A 14515-nucleotide genomic window follows, 5' to 3' on the forward strand; every position below is an offset into this window, starting at 1 on the left:
GTCCGAAGGATTAGACCGCCTTGCGAGCGACGTAAGGAATGTCGCTGCGGCTGATGCCGAGGTCGGTCAGTTCACGGTTGCTCAGGCGGCTCAGCTCGGAGACGGTGTCCCGGTAGCGGCGCCAGTTGCGGTAGTTGCGGATCAGGTTCATGGTAGTTCTCGTTTCGTCTTTCTTGCGGATCATTCCGTTTGTGTACGAACCATAAATAGGCGGGCTCATATCGATTTAAAAGCGCTATGGCTGCATGGCAGCAATGCAAATTGTGCAATGCAACATTAACGCGCCTTCACGGACCTGACACAAAGAAGCCAGAATCGGAAAGTGCCGTGACGTCAACGGTTTGGCTGGTTCGGCTGAAAAAACGACCTAGCGGGGGAGGCAAGGCATGGCGGGTTATTCGACACGGGTCAGGTCCGATATCGCGCGGTGGCTGCAGGCAGGGCTGATCGACGCCGCCACGGCCGATACCTTGACGCGTGACGTCGAGGCCAACGCGCGCAAATCACTCAGCTTCGGTTCGATCCTGGCGATGATGGCGGCCCTGCTGTTCGGCGCGGCCATCCTGATCTTCGTCGCCGCCAACTGGGAGGCGATTCCGCGGCTGGCGCGGGTCGCCGCGCTCTTTGCCATCATCCTTGGCGGCTATGTCGGCGGCGCGGTCTTGAAGACGCGCGACCATTCGGCGATCGGCGAAGCCCTGTGGATCGTGGCGGCAGCTGCCTTCGGCGGTTCGATCGCGCTGATCGGCCAGATGTATCATTTGTCGGGCGACGAGGCTTCCGCCTTGATCACGTGGGGCGCCGGCACGGCATTGGCGGCAGTCGCGCTGCGGTCGAATCCGCTGACCGTCGCGGCGGTCGGCATCGCCGACGCCTGGCTGTTCCTCAAAGGGTTCGATTATTACAGCCGCAGCGCGTTTCCGCATGCCTTCGTCGTCATGGCGATCGTGTTGTTTGTCGTCTCGTTCTGGACCCGCAGCCAGCCGGCGCGGCATCTGATCATCCTGTCGCTGCTCTTTTATCTCGTGCTGTTGGCCGGGAATCACGCGACGCTGCCGGTGGCGATCCCGCTGGTGATTGTCTCCGCCATGCTCTTCGCTGCCGCCGTCTTCGCGCCGGAACCGGTCGATAGGATCGTGCAACTCGGGGGCCGCCTGCCGCTGCACGCACTGCTCGGCTTTCTCACCGGCCTCGCCATCATCCAGTTCGAATTGGCCGATGAAAGCACCTATAACAGCGGTTTCGCCATTGCATCGGTCGTCGCCCTGGCTGGCATTGTTGCCGCAATCGTGCTGGCTGGGCGGGAGAGCCGTGGCCTGCGCTGGCTGGCCTATCTCGGCTTCGCCTTTGAACTCGCCATGATCTATGTAGTGACCTTGCAATCGATGCTCGACACGGCCGGCTTCTTCCTTGCCGCCGCCGTGCTGCTCGGCATCCTGGCGATCATCATCATCCGCGTCGAGAAACGCATGAAGGGTCCAGCTTCAGAGGGAGCCACGGCATGATGACGGGAAAGAGGCTTGTGATCTCGGCGCTGGTGCTGGCGCTCGTCCAGATCGGCTTCCTGAGCTGGATCATCGCCGGCCGGGCGGCTATCCTGCGCAACGGCAAGGAAGTGCTGCTGAAGATCGAACCCGTCGATCCACGCGACCTGCTGCGCGGCGACTATATCACTCTTGGCTACGACATCTCGCGCATACCGGTGAAAATGATCGCCAATATTCCCGCTGGCACGTTCTCCAGTGACGACACCGCGATCGTCGTCCGCCTGAAGAAGGGCGCCGACGGTTACTGGACGCCGGTCACCGCATGGTTCGGCAAGGCGCCGACGCCCGCCGCCGCGGATGAGGCGGATATTTTGGGCCATGTCGCCGCGGGTTGGGATCTGCGCAGCGAGGGCATGACGATCGCGCCGGACTACGGCATCGAGCGCTTCTATCTACCGGAAGGCGAGGGTATGACGATCCAGAACGACATGCGGGTGCGTCCGTTCGGGATAAGGCTGGCGCTCGCCAGCGACGGCACCGCTCAGATCAAGGCGCTGGTCGACGGCGACAAGACGCTGTTCGAGGAGCCGCTGTATTAGGAATTGGGGGGAGTTTGGCTGGCGCCAGCCCTCCTTCGCCGAGGCTTCGGAGGACACCCTTCGCTCTGACGAGCCTCAGGTGGCCTGCCACCCGAAGCTCGTCAGAGCGAAGGGTGGTGCGGGTAGAGGGACTCGAACCCCCACGATCTCTCGCCAGAACCTAAATCTGGTGCGTCTACCAGTTCCGCCATACCCGCGTTACCCGGCCAATCCCATGTAGCCATCATTCTGTCAATGTCACGGACAAGATGTCGGATCGAAGCCGGAATGTTGGTTATTCGCCTAAACGCGAAGACTGTTGAAAATTGGCCTCGCCTGTGACAAAAGGCGTGTCAAATGTGACGGGACGCGACGATCCGCTTCTGCAGAATGTGATAAGAAGTAGGAAAAACAAGAACTTATTCACATTTTGGAACGCAGTGTGGGAGAGTTTGAGCCGTAATTTCGGTCAAATCGCCAGGTTCCGTACCAAAAGCCATTCCCGGCAAGATTATACCGGCAGGCTGTAAACGGCAGAGGCCGTGGCAGTCTCATTGGTGAAAACAAAGGTTTTACGATGCAGGTCACCGAAACGCTCAACTCCGGTCTCAAGCGCGAGATCAAGATCACCGTGCCGGCGGGTGACATGGAAGCCAAGCTGATGGCGCGGCTATCGGACGCCCGCGACAAGGTCCGCATCAACGGCTTCCGGCCGGGCAAGGTTCCGGTGCAGCACCTGCGCAAGGTCTACGGCAAGTCGTTCATGGCCGAAGTCGTCAACGAGATCCTCAACGATTCGACCCGTTCGATCATTACCGGTCGCGGCGAAAAAGCCGCCATGCAGCCCGAAGTCATCATGACCGAGGACGAGAAGGAAGCGGAGAAGATCCTGGCCGGCGGCACCGACTTCGAGTTCCGTCTCAACTACGAGATCATTCCGGCGATCGAGATCAAGGACTTCTCCGACATCAAGGTGACGCGTCAGGTGTTCGACGTGCCTGATGCCGAGATCGACGATCAGGTGAAGCGCGTCGCCGAATCCGCGCGCAGCTACGAGCCGAAGACGGGCAAAGCCGCCGAAGGCGACCGCGTCAGCATCGACTATGTCGGCAAGATCGACGGCGAGGCCTTTGCCGGCGGCGCCGGCACCGACCAGCCGCTGGTGCTGGGCTCCAAGGAGTTCATTCCGGGCTTCGAGGATCAGCTCATCGGCGCCAAGGCCGGCGACGAAAAGCAGGTCACCGTGACTTTCCCGGAAAACTACCAAGCGGCTCATCTGGCCGGCAAGGAAGCCACCTTCGACGTCACCGTCAAGGAAGTGTCGAAGCCCGGCGAACTGGAGATCAACGACGAGACCGCCAAGAACCTCGGCCTGGAATCGCTGGAGCGGCTGCGTGAGATCGTGCGCGGCCAGATCGAGAACCAGTTCGGCTCGATGACGCGCCAGAAGGTCAAGCGCCAGCTGCTCGACCAGCTCGATGCGGCCTATTCGTTCGAGGCGCCATCGAAGCTCATTGAAGCCGAGTTCAACAACATCTGGGCGCAGGTCAATCGTGACCTGGAAGCGGCCGGCCGCACCTTCGCCGACGAAGAGACGACAGAGGAAGAAGCCCGCGCTGAATATCTGCGCCTTGCCGAGCGTCGCGTGCGTCTCGGCCTGGTGCTGGCCGAGATCGGCGAGAAAGCCGGTGTCACCGTGTCGGACGAAGAACTGCAGCGCGGCCTGTTCGAGCAGGTTCGCCGCTTCCCGGCCAACCAGCAACAGGAAGCTTTCGAGTTTTACCGCAACAACCCCGAGGCGCTGAACGCGCTGCGCGCACCGATGTTCGAGGAGAAGGTGGTAGACCATCTGCTCGGCCAGATCTCGGTCACCGACGTCAAGGTCAGCAAGGAAGAGCTGATGGCCGACGACGAGGAAGCGGAAACCACGACCAAGGCGAAGCCGTCGAAGAAGGCCGCGGCCAAGAAGGCTGAAGCCAAGGCGGGCGAGGACGAGGCGGAAGAGCCGAAGAAAAAGGCCGCGCCGAAGAAAAAGGCCGCCAAGGACGCCCAATAAGTTCTCGTGGTTGATGGAATCGACGAAGGCCGCCCTTGAGGCGGCCTTTTTCGTTGCGAAACTGCAACAGCGGATTCGCTTTGCGGAAAGCGGCACTTGGCGATAGATGGCGTTGATCACTATTTGCGCTGCTGCAACCGTGTGGTTCCTGGAGGGGGCGTTGAGCCTATTCTTCGAAACGGGGCGTGCCGTCGCCTTGGCGCTCATTCTGGCCTTCACCTGTGATGTCGCCCAAGCCGACGCGCTTGCCGGCGAGTGGCGCTTCGGCACTGACGACAATGGTCTCGTCACGGCCTCGCTGCATGGCACCAACAAACTGATCACGGGTGGCGGCGCCCTGGGCTACAGCCCGGTGCTGACCATTGCCTGCCGGGCAGACGGCGAACCGCGCTGGACCGAATGGCTGCAATTGAATGACGGGGTTTCGGCCAGCCGCAAGATCACCATGTCAGTCACCGTCGACCGCGCCGGCAAGTTCGACGAGAGCTGGTCGGTCGGGTCGCGCGGCCGAATGCTGGTGCGCGACGGCGCCGACGGCATCAAGCGCCTTGTTCCCGCAAGCCGGCTGTCGCTTTCCTGGCGGTTCGGTTTGTTATCAGGCCGCGGCCGGGCCGATTTCGACCTTGCCGGGCTCGATGAGGCGGTGGATAAGATCGCCGGGACTTGCCGGACGGACCCGCCCTGATCGCAGTTCGTGGCGCTCAGTTGAAGATTGATCCCCGGAACCGTTTTCCCGAAATGACTTCCAGCGCTTGCGGTTTTTCATCGCGGACGATCCAATCCGTGAGGTATTTGGTGAAGTCAAGGGCGATGGCGAAGCCCTGGCTGGTAAAGCCATAGATGGCGACCTTCAGCCTCGACATGGTCAGAAACAGAGCTCGGATCTCGTCCATGCCGCAATGATCGTCGAGCGGGAATTCCGAACCGTGCTCGAGGAGAATGTGACCGGAGGCGCCAGCCAATTTTCGCCGGCTTCGCAGCCTATTTCAGCAGGGCGACCAGGACGTCGAAGGCGGCGTCGATATCGGCGCGAACCGCCTGGCGGACGGCTTCGGTGTCGCGGTTGCGCAGCGCCGCGAACATCTTCTGGTGGTGCTCGTTGGCGGTCGAATAGTTTCCGGAATCATGCAGCATGTTGAAATAGGGGCTGATCTGCAGCCACAGGTTCTCGATGATGTTCAGGATGTTTTCCGAGCCCGCCGCCCGGTAGATGGAGAAGTGAAAGGCGTAGTTGGCGCGCAGATAGGACTTGACGTCCCCTGCCGCATTGGCCTGTTCGAGAGCGGCCAGATGCTGGCCGAGCTGCGCGATGCCATGATCGTCGATGCGCTCGGCCGCCCAGGCGGCGGCGATCGCTTCGATCTCGAAGCGGACGTTCCTCAGATCGACGAGGCGCGCGCGGCTGAGTGCGGGAATGCCGATCGAGCGGCCTGAAACGACCATCAAGGCGTTGGCCGCGGTCAGCCGTCGCAACGCCTCCCTGACCGGCATCGGACTGACCCCGAAGGCGTCGGCCAGGCTTTGCACCGTCACCATCTCGCCAGGCACGATGCTGCCGTCGAGGATCAACTCGGTGACATGGCGATAGACCCTGTCCTGCAAGGTCTCCCTCGACAGGGGCACGATCTCGACACCAGGCTTCCTGAACGCCGCTCCGGCCATTTCCCGTCAACCTTTCCGCGCAAAGGCATGCGCGTCAATCCGTATCCGGAATGCAGGGTTCCGGCTGTCGCGTCAAGCGTCGGCGCCTGTCGCTTTGTGGTCAAGGTATTTTATCATTGATCTTTGATCAAATGCTGATACGGTCATCGATATCGAATGGCAAGGGCCACGTCTCGTGCCCTTGGGAGGCATTCGGTCGTTCGTATCGGGAGGAATTCACATGGGTATCGGATCGAAAGTCCGGCGGCTCGCGCTGCTGGCCGGCATGGCCGCTTGCGCCTTTGGTATCTCGGCCGCCGAGGCAGCCGGAAAGCACAAGATCTTTCTCAGCATGAGCTATATCGGTAATGACTGGCAGGCCGAGGCGGCAAACATGGTCAAGGCCATGGCCGCGCATAAGAGCCTTTCCGACAAGGTCGACCTGCAGGTCCAGGTCGCCGGGCCCAACGCCCAACGCCAGATCCAGCAGATCAATGCCATGGTGCAAAGCGGTGCCGAAGCGATCGTCGTCTATCCGATCTCGCCGACCGCGCTCAACCAGGTGGTGAAGAATGCCTGCGACAAGGGGGTGAAGGTCTTCGCCTACGACGCCGAAATCACCGAGCCTTGCGCCTACAATGTCCATATCGATCAGCTGGAGGCGGGCAGGGTGACCGCCGAATGGCTGGTCAAGAAGCTCAACGGCAAGGGCAACATCATCGCCATCACCGGTGTTCCCGGCACATCCGTCGACGATCAGCGCACAAAGGCCGCCAAGGAAGTTTTCGCCAAGTATCCCGACATCAAGATTGTCGGCGAGGCCGTCGGCATGTGGAGTCAGGCGGTCGCCCGCACCGAACTCTCCAAGATCCTCGCCACGCGCAGCTGGGGCGATATAAACGGGCTGTGGATGCAGGTCGGCTGCTTCACCGCCAATTCGATGCAACTCGAGGCCGGCAAGAAGGCCAGCGAACTCCTGCCTTGCGCCGGCGAAGGCTCCAATGGCGGCCGTATCCAGATGCTGCCTGAGGGAACCGAGGTCGAAGGCGCCGCGCCACCCTATGCACCGGCAGGCGCCCAACGTATCTCCTATGCCTCGCCGCCTTATTCCGGTGCGCTGGCGCTGAAGCTCGCCGTCGAGGCGGTCGAAGGCAAGGACGTGCCGAAGACCACGATCCTGCCGCTGCCGATCGTCACCAACGAGACTATCAAGCTGTGCGATGAAGGCACCTGGGCGGAGATGAAGGCCGGCTGCAACGCCTTCAAGCCGTCGCTGGTCTCCAATCCCGGCTGGTTCGCGTCGATCTTTTCGGACCAGACGCCCGAGGTCGGCCTCAACGCCGCCCTGGTTGGCCAACCGGAGAACTGAGCCTCCCAAGGCAAATCATGACGATGCACGGAGCCCTTTTCCGTGCATCGTCGATCCGCGCTCATGCGTGGTGTCCAAAAGTGCTCAGCCTGTGATCGAGGATATGACAGACCATTCCGCGCTCCCCGCCGTCGAGATCGACGGCATCGGCAAAGCGTTCGGCCCGACCGTCGCGCTGGATGGCGTGTCGTTCAAGATCGCGCCCGGCAGCGTTCATGCATTGCTGGGCGAAAACGGCGCCGGCAAGTCGACGCTGGTGAAATTGCTGTCCGGGCTGGTGCGGCCGAGCGAAGGCCATGTCCGCGTCTTCGGCAAGGAGATCGCTTATGGCGCGCCGCGCGCGGCTCATGCGCTCGGCGTGCAGACGGCGTTCCAGGAGATGACCCTGGTGCGCGATCTCTCCGTCCTCGACAACATGCTGCTGCCCTATGCCCCAGTCGGCGTCTCCGGCCTGATCCGCCGCACGGCCGCGCGCAAGGCTGTCCGCCGGCATATCGACGAGCTCGGCTTTTTTGTCGATCTCGATGCCGAGGTCGGCGAACTCGAACTTTCGGTGCGCCAGAAGATCGAGATCGCGCGCGCCGTCTACCGCAAGCCGCGCATCCTTTTGCTCGACGAGCCGACCTCGACGCTTGCCGGCCGCGACGTCGACTGGCTGGGTGACATCATCGCCAAGCTGAAAGCGACTGGCACGACCATCGTCTTCATCACTCATCGCATGCGCGAGGTACGCGCCTTTTGTGACACGCTGACCATCCTGCGAAATGGCCGACACATCGTCACCGCACCGGTTGGCGATATCTCGGATGCCGACGTCATCGAAAAGATCATCGGCCGCAGCATCGAGCAGACGTTCCCGCCCAAGCCCGACAGCGCCCAGGCCTTCGGGCCGCCGGTGCTGGGCGTGCGCGACCTCAAGGTCGGGCGCAAGCTCGACGGCGCGAGCTTCGACCTGCGCCGGGGGGAGATCCTCGGCATTGCCGGACTGCAGGGCATGGGCCAGCAGGATCTGTTCCTGGCCTGCTTCGGCATGGCCGAAATCAGCCGCGGCGACGTTCTCGTCGACGGCCGTAAGGTCTGGCTCGGCTCGCCCACAGATGCGATGCGGCCCAACATAGCGATCGGGCTGGTGCCGGAGGATCGCAAATCCGAAGGCCTGTTCCTGAAATTGTCGGGCAGCCAGAACGCCACGCTGCCCGTGGTGTCGCGCTTCACTCGCTTCGGCCTTGTCGACGCCGCGGCCGAGACCCGCTCCGTCGAGGAGGCGTTCGCTACTGTCGAGGTCGACCGCCGCGCGCTGTGGACGCGAGCCGGCGCATTTTCCGGCGGCAACCAGCAGAAGATCGCCATCGCCAAATGGCTGGTCGCGCAGAGCCGCATCCTGCTTCTGTTCGATCCCACGCGCGGCATCGATGTCGGTACCAAGCATGAGCTCTATGTGATGATGCGAAACTACGTCGCCGCCGGCGGCTCTATCCTGCTGCACTCGACCGAAATTCCCGAACTGGTCCACCAATGCGACCGGGTCCTGGTTCTCTATGACGGGCGCATCGCGGCCGAGCTAGAAGGCGACGCCATCACCGAGCCCGCCATCATGCGGCCGGCGCTCGGCCATGCCGGAGAAGTCGCCGCATGAACAGCGCAGCGGGCCTCACACCTTTTTCCGCCGGCTTCGGCCTGCGCCGCGCGCTGATGCGCAATCGCGGCGCGCTGATTGCAGCTGCCGTGCTTGCGATCCTGCTTTTCATCGTCGACTGGATCAGCGCCGGGCCGCTGACCTATTTCGATGTATCGTTCCTGTCGAGCGGCGGTGCGACCTCGGCGCTGGCGGCGATCGGCCAGACCATCGTCATCCTGTCGGGCGGCTTCGATCTGTCCGCCGGCGCGGTGATCTCGCTGGTCAATGTCGTGCTGGCATCGAGCATGGACCCGATGGCGCCAGGCGCAAGCATCCTTTTGTGGACGGCCGTCGGCATCGGCGTCGGCATGGCGGTCGGCGCCTTCAACGGTTTCTTTATCGCGGTGCTGCGCATGCAGCCGATCGTGGTGACGCTCTCCACCATGTTCATCCTGCAAGGCGTGACACTGCTGGTGATGGACAAGCCCGGCGGTTTCGTCTCGCCCGATCTCGGCACCTTCTACCTCGGCGATGCGATCACCGGCTGGCTGCCAATGCCGCTGGTGGTGATCGGCGTCGTCCTGCTCGCCTGGTTCTGGCTGAAGGGAACCCGTTTCGGCACGGCGCTCTATGCCGTCGGCAGCGATCCGGATTCGGCCGCCGCCGTCGGCATCAATGTGGTGCTGGTGCGCTTTGCCGTCTACGTGATCGCCGGCGGCTGCTACGGCCTTGCCGGCGTGTTCATCAGCGCGCAAACTGGCAGCGCCGACCCGCTGGTCGGCAATCCCCTGCTTTTGTCGATGTTCGCGGCGGTCGTCGTCGGCGGAACGCGCCTTGGCGGCGGGCAGGGTGGTCCGGTGGGCACCGTCTTCGGCGCCTATATCCTGATGATGGTGGTGAATATCCTGCTGGTGCTCAATGTGTCGGCTTACTATTCGACCATCGCGGAAGGCACCATCCTGGTGCTGGCAGCTCTTGCCGGATCCCTGTCCCACGCATCGGTGCTTGCCGTGCAACTGCGCGCGGCCCGCGCACGGCTTGCCGCCTGGCGCGCCGGAATATTACCCTCACAGATCGAGGCGGTCGACCGCCGGCTGAAACTTGCCGGAACCCCGGACGGCCAGCGCGGTCCGGCATCACCACCCCCGGCCTTCCGTCTGCGCAACGCCGAGACCCTGCGCTATGCGCTGCCCGCCTATGTGTGCCTGGTCGTCATCGTCATCGTTACCCAGATCTGGCTTGGCCGCGCCATCCTCAATCCGGGTTACTGGAACTCGCTGCTGGTGCTGTCGTCTTTCCTCGCGGTGCTGGCGCTGGGGCAGGGAACGGTCATCCTGACCGGCGGGCTCGATCTGTCCGTGCCGTGGACGATCGGCATTTCCGGCATCATCCTGGCCGGCATGGTCAATGGCTCCGATGCGGCGCTGCTCTACGCCTTGCCTGTCGCGCTGGTGTTGGCTTGCGCCATCGGTTTCGCCAACGGCTTCGGTATCGCTTATCTCGGCATCTCGCCGATCGTCATGACGCTGGCCACCAACGGCATCCTGCAAGGCTTCGCGCTGATCTATTCGCAGGGAACCCCTGCCGGTTTTTCTTCGCCGATGCTGCGCTGGTTCATGACCGCCAGGCTCGGTTTCGTGACGCCGATCGTCCTGCTGATGGTCGTCTTCGTCGTCTTGGCGGTGCTGCTGCTTGGACGCACGCCGTTCGGACGTCGGGTCTACGGTATCGGCAATGGGCTACGCGCGGCGCGCCTGTCCGGGATCAACGTCGAGCGCACGCTGATCCTGGTCTACATGCTGTCGGCCGTTTGTGCGGCTGTTGTCGGCATCATGCTGACCGGCTTTTCAGGCCAGGCCAGCCTCGGCATGGGCGATGACTATCTCTTGCCGTCGATCGCGGTCGTGGTGGTCGGCGGCGCGCTGATCACCGGTGGACGCGGCCACTATCTCGGCATGCTCGGCGGCGTGATGCTTTTGACCGCGCTGCAGATGCTGCTGGCCGGCACCACGCTGCCCTACGCGACAAGGGCAATTCTTTACGGATTGGTCGTTCTGGGCGCCGTCATGGCGCTGCGCGAACGGCGGCTGCAATGAAAAGGACTGGACGATGAGCGCAAAAGCACCCGAAACGGCGGACGAATTTCTGGCCGGGTTGAAAGGACAGCGCGTGCTGGTGACGGCGGGCGCCGGCGGCATCGGCTTTGCCATCGCCGATACGCTGTCGCGGCTCGGCGCCCGCATCGTCGTCTGCGACATTTCCGAAGAGGCGCTGGCCGCGGCTCCGGGCAAGATCGAACTGGTCGCGGCGGTCAAGGCGGACGTCTCACGTGATGATGACGTTGATCGGCTGTTCGAGGCGGTCGAGAAAAAACTCGGCGGCCTTGACGCGCTGATCAACAATGCCGGCATTGCCGGACCGACCGGCGGCGTCGACGAGATCGAGCCGGATGATTGGCGGCGCTGCATCGACATCTGCCTCACCGGACAGTTCCTCTGCGCGCGGCGCGCCGTGCCGCTGATCAAGGCGGCCGGCGGCGGCTCGATCGTGTCGATGTCGTCGGCGGCCGGACGCCATGGCTACGCGTTCCGCACGCCCTATTCGGCGGCCAAGTTCGGTGTCATCGGCTTCACGCAGAGCCTTGCCAAGGAGCTTGGACCGCACGGCATCAGGGTCAACGCCATCCTGCCCGGCATTATCGAGGGGCCACGCATAGAGGGCGTCATCTCGGCACGCGCCAAACAGGTCGGCATCAGCCACGAGGAGATGACCGGACGCTATCTGCAGAACATCTCGCTGCGCCGCATGACCAGTCCTTATGACGTGGCCTCTATGGTGGCGTTTCTGTTGTCGGACGCCGGCATCAACATTTCGGGGCAGTCCCTCGGCGTCGACGGCAACGTCGAAACACTTTGAGGAACGATCCATGGCCAATGTCGCGATTGTCGGGAGCGGGTTCATCGGGCGGGCCTGGGCGATCAGCTTCGCCCGCGCCGGCCATGAGGTGCGCATGTGGGACCAGTCGCCCGCCGCAACGGGTGGCGCCCGCGATTACATAGAAGGCGTGCTCGGCGATCTGGCCGGAAACGACCTGCTGCGCGGGCAGTCCGTCGACACCGTGCTTGGCCGCATCGCCATCGCCGCCGAGCTGGAGGAGGCCTTGTCCGGTGCGGTCCATGTCCAGGAGAACACGCCTGAAAACCTCGACGTCAAGCGGAAGGTGTTTCCGCTGATCGATAGCCTTGCAGGCACTGAAACGGTCATTGCCAGTTCCACCTCGGCGCTGTTGCCGTCGAAATTCACCGACCATCTGCAAGGGCGGCACCGCTGCCTGGTCGTGCATCCCATCAACCCGCCCTATCTCATTCCGGCGGCCGAGGTGGTGCCGGCGCCGTGGACATCGGCCGAGACGCTGGAAAGGACGCGCGCCTTCCTCATCGATGCCGGCCATGCGCCGCTGGTGATGAAGCGCGAACTCGACGGTTTCATCATGAACCGGCTGCAAGGCGCCTTGCTGGAGGAGGCCTTCCGGCTTGTCGCCGACGGCTACGCCAGCGTCGAGGACGTCGATATCGGCATCCGTGACGGGCTGGCGCTGCGCTGGTCGTTCATGGGACCGTTCGAGACCATCGACCTCAACGCGCCCGGCGGCGTCCGCGATTATGTCGACCGCTACCAGGGCATCTATTCCAACATCTTCCCGCAGATGCTGCGCCGGGTCGACTGGGCGGGCGAGGTCATGAAAACCGTCGAGGCCGAACGCAGCAAGCGCTTGCCGAGAGATGGGCTCGGTGAGCGGCAGGTATGGCGGGATCGCCGGCTGATGGCGCTGGCGGCTCACAAGAAGAAATCGGATCAGGAGTTCGGACAATGAAAGAAACCAGCCGCAAATCAGGCGCGTCGGCGGCCAGGGGCAAGGTCATCATCACCTGCGCGGTGACGGGTGCCATCCACACGCCGACCATGTCGCCCTATCTGCCGATCACGCCGGATCAGATCGCTTCGGAGGCGATCGCGGCGGCGGAGGCCGGTGCCGCGATCCTGCACCTGCACGCGCGCGACCCGGAGACCGGCAAGCCCGACCAGACGCCGGAGGCCTTTGCCCGCTTCCTGCCGCGTGTCAAGCAAGGCACCGATGCCGCCATCAACATCACCACAGGCGGCAGCCCCTACATGAAGGTCGAGGAGCGCGTGCGCCCGGCCGCCCAGTTCAAGCCGGAAGTGGCTTCGCTCAACATGGGCTCGATCAATTTCGGGCTCTATCACCTTGCTGACAAATACGAGACCTTCAAGTTCGACTGGGAAAAGCCGCATCTGGAGGCGACGCGCGACCTCGTCTTCCGCAATTCGTTCAAGGACATCGAGTATATTCTAGCGACTTGCTACGACAATGGCACGCGCTTCGAGTTCGAGTGCTACGACATCGCCCACCTCTACAACCTCGCCCATTTCGCCGACCGCGGGCTGGTGAAGCCGCCGTTCTTCGTGCAGTCGGTGTTCGGCCTGCTTGGCGGCATCGGTACCCATCCAGAGGACGTCGCCCATATGAAGCGAACCGCCGACCGGCTGTTCGGCGACCAGTTCCGCTGGTCGGTGCTCGGCGCCGGCGCCAGCCAGTTGCGCATCGCCGCGCAATCGGCAGCCCTCGGCGGCAACATCCGCGTCGGCTTGGAGGACAGCCTATGGGCCGGGAAGGGCAAGCTCGCCAAGTCGAACGCCGAGCAGGTCGTGCTGGCGCGCAAGATCATCGAGGGACTTGGCATGGAGGTGGCGACGCCGGACGAGGCGCGCGAGATCCTGTCCCTGAAGGGCGGCGACAAGGTCGCCTTCTGACACGGCCAGACCAAATCGCTGCGCCGATATCGAATAGATGAGGAGGATGGCATGAAGATCGAGGTCGTGGTGGACGTGAAGACGACACTGGGTGAAGGCCCGCTGTGGGACGTCGAACAGGAGCGGCTTTACTGGATCGACAGTTTCGACGGGCGCGTGTTCCGCGCCACGGCCGACGGGCGTGAAATCCGCTCCTGGGACGTGCCGATGAAGATCGGCTCGATGGCGCTGCTCAAGGACGGCAGTGGCGCCGTCGTATCGCTGCAGCGCGGCTTCCATCTGCTCGATTTCGCCACCGGCGAAGTGACGCTGATCCACGATCCGGAACCGGACAGGCCGATGAACCGGCTCAATGACGGCAAGGTCGACCGGCGCGGACGTTTTTTCGCCGGCTCCATGGACACGATGGAGGAGGGGCCTTCAGGCGGGCTCTACCGGCTCGATCCGGATTTCTCGGTTAAAAAGATCGATTCCGGCATCATCTGCTCCAATGGTCCGTGCTGGAGCCCCGACGACCGAACCTTCTATTTCGCCGACACCTGGACCGGTGAGATCTGGGCTTACGACTACGACATCGCCACGGGGGCCGCCACCAACCGCCGCACCTTCGTGCGTGTCGACACCAGCAAGGGCGGTGCAGCCGATGGCTCGACCGTCGATTCGCAGGGATATCTGTGGAACGCGCTGGTCTATGACGGCCGGCTGGTGCGCTATGCGCCTGACGGCAGCGTCGATCGCATCATCGACATGCCGGTGAAGAAGATCACCAGCGTCATGTTCGGCGGGCCGAAGCTCGACACGCTCTATGTCACCTCGATGGCCAAGCCGCCGCTGCCGCGCTTTCCCAGCGACGGCGTCCTGCGCGGCAGCCTGTTCGCCATCACCGACCTCGGCGTGACCGGTGTTCCCGAGCCGCGATTTGGCGGGTGACTT

The 14515-nt window shown here is 63.2% G+C and carries 14 protein-coding genes and 1 tRNA gene; 11 read left to right on the forward strand and 4 right to left on the reverse strand.

Annotated features, from left to right (window positions below; genetic code table 11):
• Positions 1 to 10 precede the first annotated feature (10 nt).
• Positions 11 to 151: a DUF1127 domain-containing protein gene (locus EB233_RS17755; protein ID WP_013531315.1), complete on the reverse strand. Its 141-nt coding sequence runs from the start codon at positions 149 to 151 to the stop codon at positions 11 to 13.
• A 235-nt stretch (positions 152 to 386) separates the two neighbouring features.
• Between EB233_RS17755 and EB233_RS17760 the strand changes: the two genes are divergently transcribed.
• The gene (locus EB233_RS17760) at positions 387 to 1505 is read left to right on the forward strand and encodes a DUF2157 domain-containing protein (RefSeq protein ID WP_064988449.1); all 1119 of its coding nucleotides are present in this window, start codon (positions 387 to 389) and stop codon (positions 1503 to 1505) included.
• Complete coding sequence (locus EB233_RS17765; RefSeq protein ID WP_064988450.1) at positions 1502 to 2086, forward strand: GDYXXLXY domain-containing protein; 585 nt, start codon at positions 1502 to 1504, stop codon at positions 2084 to 2086. Before EB233_RS17760 ends, EB233_RS17765 begins: the two co-directional genes overlap by 4 nt.
• A 114-nt stretch (positions 2087 to 2200) precedes the next feature.
• Here EB233_RS17765 and EB233_RS17770 read toward each other — a convergent pair.
• Positions 2201 to 2283, reverse strand: a tRNA-Leu gene (locus tag EB233_RS17770).
• Positions 2284 to 2642: 359 nt separating this feature from the next.
• On the opposite strand from EB233_RS17770, the gene tig reads away from it, so the two are divergent.
• Positions 2643 to 4121, forward strand: a complete 1479-nt coding sequence (gene tig / locus EB233_RS17775) for a trigger factor (RefSeq protein WP_064988451.1) — start codon at positions 2643 to 2645, stop codon at positions 4119 to 4121.
• 160 nt (positions 4122 to 4281) lie between these two features.
• Positions 4282 to 4806 carry a hypothetical protein gene (locus EB233_RS17780; RefSeq protein WP_064988826.1) on the forward strand — a complete coding sequence of 175 codons (525 nt, stop codon included), beginning with the start codon at positions 4282 to 4284 and terminating at the stop codon, positions 4804 to 4806.
• Between the two features lie 16 nt (positions 4807 to 4822).
• On the opposite strand, the gene EB233_RS17785 is transcribed toward EB233_RS17780, so the two are convergent.
• Entirely contained in the window at positions 4823 to 5083 is a 261-nt protein-coding gene (locus EB233_RS17785) for a hypothetical protein (RefSeq protein WP_155765297.1), read from the reverse strand.
• Between the two features lie 19 nt (positions 5084 to 5102).
• On the reverse strand, positions 5103 to 5783 hold the full coding sequence (locus tag EB233_RS17790; protein WP_064988453.1) for a GntR family transcriptional regulator: 681 nt from the start codon (positions 5781 to 5783) through the stop codon (positions 5103 to 5105).
• Between the two features lie 220 nt (positions 5784 to 6003).
• Between EB233_RS17790 and EB233_RS17795 the strand changes: the two genes are divergently transcribed.
• The 7 genes from EB233_RS17795 (at position 6004) to EB233_RS17825 (ending at position 14512) form a co-directional block, all read left to right on the forward strand.
• Positions 6004 to 7131: a sugar ABC transporter substrate-binding protein gene (locus EB233_RS17795; protein ID WP_064988454.1), complete on the forward strand. Its 1128-nt coding sequence runs from the start codon at positions 6004 to 6006 to the stop codon at positions 7129 to 7131.
• Positions 7132 to 7234: 103 nt separating this feature from the next.
• Positions 7235 to 8767, forward strand: a complete 1533-nt coding sequence (locus EB233_RS17800; protein ID WP_064988455.1) for a sugar ABC transporter ATP-binding protein — start codon at positions 7235 to 7237, stop codon at positions 8765 to 8767.
• Entirely contained in the window at positions 8764 to 10845 is a 2082-nt protein-coding gene (locus EB233_RS17805) for an ABC transporter permease subunit (protein WP_064988456.1), read from the forward strand. The genes EB233_RS17800 and EB233_RS17805 overlap by 4 nt, the downstream gene beginning before the upstream one ends.
• 13 nt (positions 10846 to 10858) lie before the next feature.
• Complete coding sequence (locus tag EB233_RS17810; RefSeq protein ID WP_064988457.1) at positions 10859 to 11665, forward strand: SDR family oxidoreductase; 807 nt, start codon at positions 10859 to 10861, stop codon at positions 11663 to 11665.
• A gap of 10 nt (positions 11666 to 11675) precedes the next feature.
• Positions 11676 to 12623, forward strand: coding sequence for a 3-hydroxyacyl-CoA dehydrogenase (locus tag EB233_RS17815; protein WP_064988458.1), 948 nt, complete (start codon positions 11676 to 11678; stop codon positions 12621 to 12623).
• Entirely contained in the window at positions 12620 to 13582 is a 963-nt protein-coding gene (kce, locus tag EB233_RS17820; RefSeq protein ID WP_064988459.1) for a 3,5-dioxohexanoate:acetyl-CoA acetone transferase, read from the forward strand. Before EB233_RS17815 ends, kce begins: the two co-directional genes overlap by 4 nt.
• A gap of 51 nt (positions 13583 to 13633) precedes the next feature.
• Positions 13634 to 14512 carry an SMP-30/gluconolactonase/LRE family protein gene (locus EB233_RS17825; RefSeq protein ID WP_064988460.1) on the forward strand — a complete coding sequence of 293 codons (879 nt, stop codon included), beginning with the start codon at positions 13634 to 13636 and terminating at the stop codon, positions 14510 to 14512.
• Positions 14513 to 14515 lie beyond the last annotated feature (3 nt).

The sequence above is a fragment of the Mesorhizobium erdmanii genome (assembly GCF_013170725.1).
In the GTDB taxonomy this organism is placed as follows: domain Bacteria; phylum Pseudomonadota; class Alphaproteobacteria; order Rhizobiales; family Rhizobiaceae; genus Mesorhizobium; species Mesorhizobium erdmanii.

What these genes read in the sequence shown, in the direction of transcription:
- EB233_RS17755 (WP_013531315.1), bottom strand. Translation starts at nt 151, where the DNA reads ATGAACCTGATCCGCAACTACCGCAACTGGCGCCGCTACCGGGACACC.
- EB233_RS17760 (WP_064988449.1), top strand. Translation starts at nt 387, where the DNA reads ATGGCGGGTTATTCGACACGGGTCAGGTCCGATATCGCGCGGTGGCTG.
- EB233_RS17765 (WP_064988450.1), top strand. Translation starts at nt 1,502, where the DNA reads ATGATGACGGGAAAGAGGCTTGTGATCTCGGCGCTGGTGCTGGCGCTC.
- tig (WP_064988451.1), top strand. Translation starts at nt 2,643, where the DNA reads ATGCAGGTCACCGAAACGCTCAACTCCGGTCTCAAGCGCGAGATCAAG.
- EB233_RS17790 (WP_064988453.1), bottom strand. Translation starts at nt 5,783, where the DNA reads ATGGCCGGAGCGGCGTTCAGGAAGCCTGGTGTCGAGATCGTGCCCCTG.
- EB233_RS17795 (WP_064988454.1), top strand. Translation starts at nt 6,004, where the DNA reads ATGGGTATCGGATCGAAAGTCCGGCGGCTCGCGCTGCTGGCCGGCATG.
- EB233_RS17800 (WP_064988455.1), top strand. Translation starts at nt 7,235, where the DNA reads ATGACAGACCATTCCGCGCTCCCCGCCGTCGAGATCGACGGCATCGGC.
- EB233_RS17805 (WP_064988456.1), top strand. Translation starts at nt 8,764, where the DNA reads ATGAACAGCGCAGCGGGCCTCACACCTTTTTCCGCCGGCTTCGGCCTG.
- EB233_RS17810 (WP_064988457.1), top strand. Translation starts at nt 10,859, where the DNA reads ATGAGCGCAAAAGCACCCGAAACGGCGGACGAATTTCTGGCCGGGTTG.
- EB233_RS17815 (WP_064988458.1), top strand. Translation starts at nt 11,676, where the DNA reads ATGGCCAATGTCGCGATTGTCGGGAGCGGGTTCATCGGGCGGGCCTGG.
- kce (WP_064988459.1), top strand. Translation starts at nt 12,620, where the DNA reads ATGAAAGAAACCAGCCGCAAATCAGGCGCGTCGGCGGCCAGGGGCAAG.
- EB233_RS17825 (WP_064988460.1), top strand. Translation starts at nt 13,634, where the DNA reads ATGAAGATCGAGGTCGTGGTGGACGTGAAGACGACACTGGGTGAAGGC.